The organism is Shewanella sairae (genome assembly GCF_023283535.1).
Lineage (GTDB): Bacteria > Pseudomonadota > Gammaproteobacteria > Enterobacterales > Shewanellaceae > Shewanella > Shewanella sairae.
The window spans coordinates 1-5,906 of sequence record NZ_JAKILT010000109.1; the positions used below are offsets into that span (position 1 = coordinate 1).

9 protein-coding genes are annotated in these 5,906 nt (G+C 47.1%); all 9 read left to right on the top strand.

What is annotated here, in order from left to right; translation table 11 throughout:
* Positions 1 to 917 (top strand): hypothetical protein (locus L2748_RS22845; RefSeq protein ID WP_476712906.1); only part of this gene is annotated, 917 nt, incomplete at its 5' end.
* A 6-nt stretch (positions 918 to 923) separates the two neighbouring features.
* Positions 924 to 1,610 carry a VirB8/TrbF family protein gene (locus L2748_RS22850; RefSeq protein WP_220783402.1) on the top strand — a complete coding sequence of 229 codons (687 nt, stop codon included), beginning with the start codon at positions 924 to 926 and terminating at the stop codon, positions 1,608 to 1,610.
* A 2-nt stretch (positions 1,611 to 1,612) separates the two neighbouring features.
* Positions 1,613 to 2,476, top strand: a complete 864-nt coding sequence (gene trbG, locus L2748_RS22855) for a P-type conjugative transfer protein TrbG (RefSeq protein ID WP_220783403.1) — start codon at positions 1,613 to 1,615, stop codon at positions 2,474 to 2,476.
* Between the two features lie 17 nt (positions 2,477 to 2,493).
* Positions 2,494 to 2,931: a hypothetical protein gene (locus tag L2748_RS22860; RefSeq protein ID WP_246616287.1), complete on the top strand. Its 438-nt coding sequence runs from the start codon at positions 2,494 to 2,496 to the stop codon at positions 2,929 to 2,931.
* Entirely contained in the window at positions 2,924 to 4,165 is a 1,242-nt protein-coding gene (locus L2748_RS24580; RefSeq protein WP_220783404.1) for a TraB/TrbI/VirB10 family type IV secretion system protein, read from the top strand. The genes L2748_RS22860 and L2748_RS24580 overlap by 8 nt, the downstream gene beginning before the upstream one ends.
* Before the next feature lie 43 nt (positions 4,166 to 4,208).
* A complete protein-coding gene (locus tag L2748_RS22870; protein ID WP_220783405.1) occupies positions 4,209 to 4,706 on the top strand; it encodes a hypothetical protein in 498 nt (165 codons plus the stop codon).
* A gap of 31 nt (positions 4,707 to 4,737) precedes the next feature.
* On the top strand, positions 4,738 to 5,016 hold the full coding sequence (locus tag L2748_RS22875) for a type II toxin-antitoxin system RelE/ParE family toxin (RefSeq protein WP_220783406.1): 279 nt from the start codon (positions 4,738 to 4,740) through the stop codon (positions 5,014 to 5,016).
* Positions 5,016 to 5,309 carry a HigA family addiction module antitoxin gene (locus tag L2748_RS22880; RefSeq protein WP_220783407.1) on the top strand — a complete coding sequence of 98 codons (294 nt, stop codon included), beginning with the start codon at positions 5,016 to 5,018 and terminating at the stop codon, positions 5,307 to 5,309. Before L2748_RS22875 ends, L2748_RS22880 begins: the two co-directional genes overlap by 1 nt.
* A gap of 242 nt (positions 5,310 to 5,551) precedes the next feature.
* Positions 5,552 to 5,906: hypothetical protein (locus L2748_RS22885; protein WP_248957774.1), on the top strand; the 355-nt coding region annotated here is incomplete at its 3' end.

Sequence of the window (5,906 nt, forward strand, 5' to 3'; positions counted from 1 at the left end):
GTGGCACAGACCAAACCACGGGCAACGCGGTAGCGGGAGCCATGCAAGCAGCGGCAGCAGTCGCCGCCCTTGCAGCAGGTGCCGCCGCGGGCGCTTATGCAGCAGCCGGCGGTGCAAGCGGTATGGCACAAGGCGCTGGCAACATGTCACAGCTTTTAAAAGGTGCCTGGAATGAAGCAACCGGAGGCGGCGGTGGTGATGATGACAGTTCAGACGAAAACGACCCAGCCACAAGCCCACCACCTGACAGTGCATCGAGCGACGCGGGAAGTGAAGGCGGGGCAAGTGAGGGTTACGACTCTGGCAGTGAAGACACTGGCGGAAGCGATTCGCCCAGCGAAAATCCAAGTGAAGCCGGTAGCGGAGAAACCGCTGCAACAAGTGATGCAAGCGCCCAATCAAGCAACGGTGATCCCGCTCAATCAGGTTCACCTAGTGAAGCCCGCACGGACTCTGGTTCATCAACTGGCTCTGGTGCAAGTGGAACAGGCGCAAATTCTCAAAGTGACAGCGGAGCAAGTGGCGGTTCACCCTCTGCTAAAAAGGGCTTTGCGGCTACTGCGGCACTTACAGCCGGTATTGCAGGTAAAGCCATCGGTAACGAGTTAAAAGGTTCTGCCGCCAACGCCTTTAAATCGGGAATGGATAAGTTTAAAGCGCCATTTTCTGCCACTTCTGACTCGTTAACGGGTCGAGCGGCACAAAGCCTAGGAGCCAACAAGTCCACAAACAATGCGAATAGTGGCAATGCTAAGTCTGCCCCATGGATGCAACAAAGTGGCGGATTCAACAGCCTGTCACCTCAAAATCAACAACAAGCACGCAAAAATCATAACGAGTGGAAAGACGAACCAGGGCATACCTTTAACCTCACAGATTATGTCGCCTACACCCAAGACAAAAACAACCGCGAGTAACCCTTAATGACAGACAACACACCCGAACAAGCTCAAGATGAAATGAGCTTGATGTATCAACGCGCCCGTATGGAATGGGACGAACGCATTGGTGACACCGTTCATCAACTTAAAACCTGGCGCATTATTGCCATTCTTTCACTCACCGTTGCCGCCTTTGCCGTGATGGGTGTGGGTTACATTGGCGCACAAAGTAAGATCCAACCTTACGCCTTGGCCATCAGTGATAACAAGGTCATTGCCTTGCAGCAACTCGACCACTTACCCGATAGCGAACGAGAAATGGTTACCCGCTCACTTATCAGTGGCTTTATTGAAAATGTTCGTAGCGTCTATTCCGATCCCTTTGCCCAGCAAAAAGCGACCATAGATGCCTTTGCCCATTTACGCAGTAACGACACGGCGTATGGCCAAATCTCACATTACTTAGGCAAAACTCATATCCCAGTTGTTCGCGCTGAATCAGAGTTAGTGACCGTTAAAGTCCAAAGTGTACTCCCACTCGGTAATGGCAATTCATATCAAGTGGAATGGACTGAAACCATTATTGACCGTAAAGGCACACTGCAATCAACCCCACGATTTAGAGCGGTGGTCACCGCCATAAATCAAACACCCAATTCTCAACAAGGGTTTATGAGTAACCCGACGGGATTATGGATCACCACTTACCAAGTGACGGAAATCAACTAACCATGAAATACCCAATATTAGCGACTTTATTACTGGCAAGTACGGCGCTCCCAGCATTTAGCCAAACGGCGCCACTCACTTCAAATGAAAAACAAGCCCTACAGCTATCGCAAAAGTGGATAGGGAAGGAACACAAAGCGATCACCGATGGTAGTGGCCGCGTCACTTACTTCTATGGTAGCACCCTACCAACCGTAGTCTGTGCGCCTTTTAAAACCTGTGTACTGGAACTCGATACCGGCGAAGTCATTAACCAAGATGGCGGTCTACAAATCGGTGACACGGTTCGTTGGCGCGTGACGCCTACCGTATCAGGCTCGGGGGTTAACAAGCGCACCCAACTTATTATCAAGCCAACCGATGTAGATCTAAACACCACGCTCACCATCGCCACCAATAAACGCATTTATCAGGTCAAGCTTGTATCAGATAAAGACAAGTGGATGCCGATTGTGAACTTTGAATACCCCGAAGCAAGAGCCGCGCAGTGGGCGAAGTACCAGCAAGATATGCAGGTTGAAACCCAGCTTAACACCTTGCCCGATGGCCAACGCGTCCCTGAGCTTGATTTCAACTATGACGTATCCGGTAAAGCCAATTTCAAACCGCTACGGGTTTACAACGATGGTCAAAAAACCATTATCGAAATGCCAGCGAAAGTCGAGCACCGCACCTTACCAACCTTATTAGTGGTCAACGGCAATCAACAAGAGCTGGTCAATTACCGTTACAAAAACAGCTACATTCATGATGGGCGCCGTATTAACGGGCGTTTCATTGTCGATCAACTGTCATCAGCGATCATGTTAGTGGTCGATGTGGGCGGCGATCAAGAATCCATCTTAATTGAGTATGAGGGCGAATGATGCGTAAGTTTATTTTTGTGTTCACCCTCATCTTAATGGCAGGTTGCAACACCTCTCCTCGTAACTATTTCAACTTTTCTTTATCTGATAGCGAAGAAACACTGATCGCATCAGATCTAGCCTGGCTGATAAAAGAGAAACACGGCGCGGCAGCCACGTTCGAGTTTGATTACCCGATGTGGTCTACCAGTACCTCGTTTTCCGAAGCGGTGGAAACCGCGCTACGCAAACAAGGTCTAGCGGTATATGTGCGAACTATCAGCGAAGAAGAACCGGTCGCCAAGACTCACAACGAACTGTATTACACCCTTGATACACTGAATGAAGGGCAACTCTACATTCGTGTCATGGTTAACGACCGCTTCTCGTTTCAACGCATTTGGTTACGGGATCACAATGAGATATTAAGACCATTAGCCACAACCAGTGTCTTTGAGGGGGTATCCGGTGAGTAATGTTAACCCAATCGTCAATCAAGATCCCAACTCCCATCACCCCAACAAAAAATCCTTAAAAAAGCAGCTCGTTGTTTTTGGTAGCTGTATATTAGGTTTAATTGTGTTGTTAATGCTGTGGGCGCTAGCCAGTAAAGGGACCGACACATCAAGCGGGGGGGCAGAGGCCGAGCAAGCCGCTGCGGCAGATAAGCGCAGCAGTGAAGGCGAAGTACCTGAATTGGTTGCGGTGAACCTGGATAAAACCACGGCCATAAAACCCAAAACTGAGGAGGCTGAGCTCATACCACCGCCGCAAGTGGTGCCGGTTGTTGTACCTCCACCAGTGTTAACCCTCGATATGCAGCGCTCAATGGCCTATCAGCAACAAATGCTCGATTACCGCCAGCAGCAATTAATGAGCGCCATGGCCAGCGATACGGTGGTGCAACTTAAAAGCCCTCAAAGCAACGCGCAAGCAACCAATGATGCCTTGTCGCAACTGGACGCACAGGCGCAAATGCTGCAAGAACGCATTGCACAGCAATCTGCGATGCCAACAACGACGGCAGGATTAGAAAGTTACGGTGCGGGGCAACCCAATCATCAACAACAAAAGCGGGCTTTTATGGAGGAGCATCGCCAAATTGATTACCTACAGCACACTAAGGAAGCCTCAATCAGTCCTTATGAGCTTAAGGTGGGTACAGTTATTCCCGCCACATTAATCAGCGGGATAAACTCAGACTTAGCCGGTCAAGTTATTGCCTCGGTAAGCCAGAATGTCTATGACAGTGGCAGTGGAGCGCATTTGCTTATTCCTCAAGGTAGTAAGTTGTATGGGGTGTATGACAGCCAAATCGCTTATGGCCAATCACGAGTATTACTGGCATGGAGCCGGATAAACTTTCCCGATGGTTCAACGCTTAATCTTGAAAACATGGGCGGCATGGACACACAAGGGTATGCAGGCTTTGAAGATGAGGTTGATAACCACTACTTCAAAATCTTTGGTAATGCTTTGCTGCTTGGCATGATCTCCGGCGCCGCGCAAGCGGGTGTCAGTGATAACGGCGACAGTGATACACCAAGTGCCATTGCAGACGGCGTAACCCAACAGTTTGCCCAAACCGGTAGTAGTCTTATTCAGAAAAACTTAGACGTGCAACCGCGCATTATTATTCGTAATGGTTACCGATTTAACGTGATGGTCAATAAAGACGTCCTGTTAAGTCCGTATATCCCACGCCGTTAACCCTGGTTAATGGCTTACAAGGAACCCTTGTAAGGAGTACAAAATGTTTAAATACAAGTATTTGATTTTGGCCATTTTGCTTCCTTTCACGGGGGGATTAATTTTCTCCCCGTTAGGACTTTGGACATTAGTTATGGCGCTATGCCTATGGCCATATATTGCTTTTATCATTAACCTTCAAGAAAAACATGACCAAAAGGTCGCCCAAAGCCAATCGCCTCAGGCGGCTAATGCGAAAAAGCGGTTACAGGATTATTCTCAAGCCAATGGTAAACGCCACCTTATGGGGATCACCCGCTCGATAGTGCGATGCTTCTTTACTATCCCTTGGTTAATTTGTTGGTTCGTGATTAGCTTATGGTGCGTGGAGCCCAGTTTATTTCTGGAGCGGATAACGCTTATCTATAGTGAAATCAGTAATCCAGAACATTCACACCTCATGCTTTTTGCTATGAGCACCCTATCAACGAGCGCGGGAAGCCTATTGTGGTTCATGGAAAACATCACATTGAATAAATCTTCTTTTAATAATAACAATTGATGCGCATCGCGCACCAATATAAACTATACTAATGATAAAATCATTCAAACATAAAGGACTAAAAAAGTTCTTTGAAACCGGAAGTAAAGCAGGGATCCAAGCTAAGCACGAAAAGAAGCTTAGAATGCAGCTCACTGCTATTGATACCGCAACTGTTATTGACGATATTGATCTACCTGGTTTTCGACTTCATGGTCTATCAGGGCAAAGAGTGGACACTTGGTCTATCACGGTCAATGGCAATTGGCGGATTACTTTTGAGTTTATCAACGGACATGCATATATTGTTAACTATGAGGACTATCACTAATGACGATGCACAATCCTCCACATCCTGGGGAATTTATATACAATATTTATATGGAGCCATTTGATTACAGTTGCCGATTTATAGCGAGCAAACTTAACGTATCAGCTTCTACATTCAGTCGAATTATTTCAGGGAAAAGCACCATTACCCCCGAAATGGCATTAAAACTATCTAAAGCATTAGGTCGTACACCTCAAAGTTGGCTTACAATGCAAGATAATTACAGCCTATGGCAAGCCAAAAAAAACGTTGACCTAGATAAAGTATCAACGATTAATTTTGCCTTCGCATAACCAATCTAAGGCGTAGATAACATCATCTACGCCTGCATAACATTTCAAAAGTGTTCTATTCAACCGCACGACACAAACCATAGCCAAGATCATTCTTGGTTTCTACCAATACAACTTACAACTAAAACTGACTTCTATCGTTCGATAAAAAGCGTCACATCGCTTTTTCCGTTCATTTTCACTTTAGTCTCTCTGTTTGGTTTTCTACACCCCTGTTAACTTAACAAACTCAAAGGTTTGCCATGAAAAACATAATCACGGCGGCGCTACTGTGCGCGCCATTTGCGCTACACGCTGCTCATTTTGAACAAGAATCCGTGTCATTTGATAAAGACGGAAAACCCGTCATCAATGCCCAATTAATGCTACCGCCTATCACTGCTCGTGCAGCTGCGCACCAAGTGACGGCGCACGAACTAGAGCCAAGTGCAGTGACTATCAACAAACAAGTTCACTCACAAGTAGAGGCGCCTTTGAGTGTTGAAGCGGCTAAGCCGGTGATTTATCAGCATTCACACTTCATCTATCCCGATGAAAGCTACTTTGATGCCATGAACCGCTGGTTTGCCAAAGACAAGTTCACTCAGGTTGCATGGA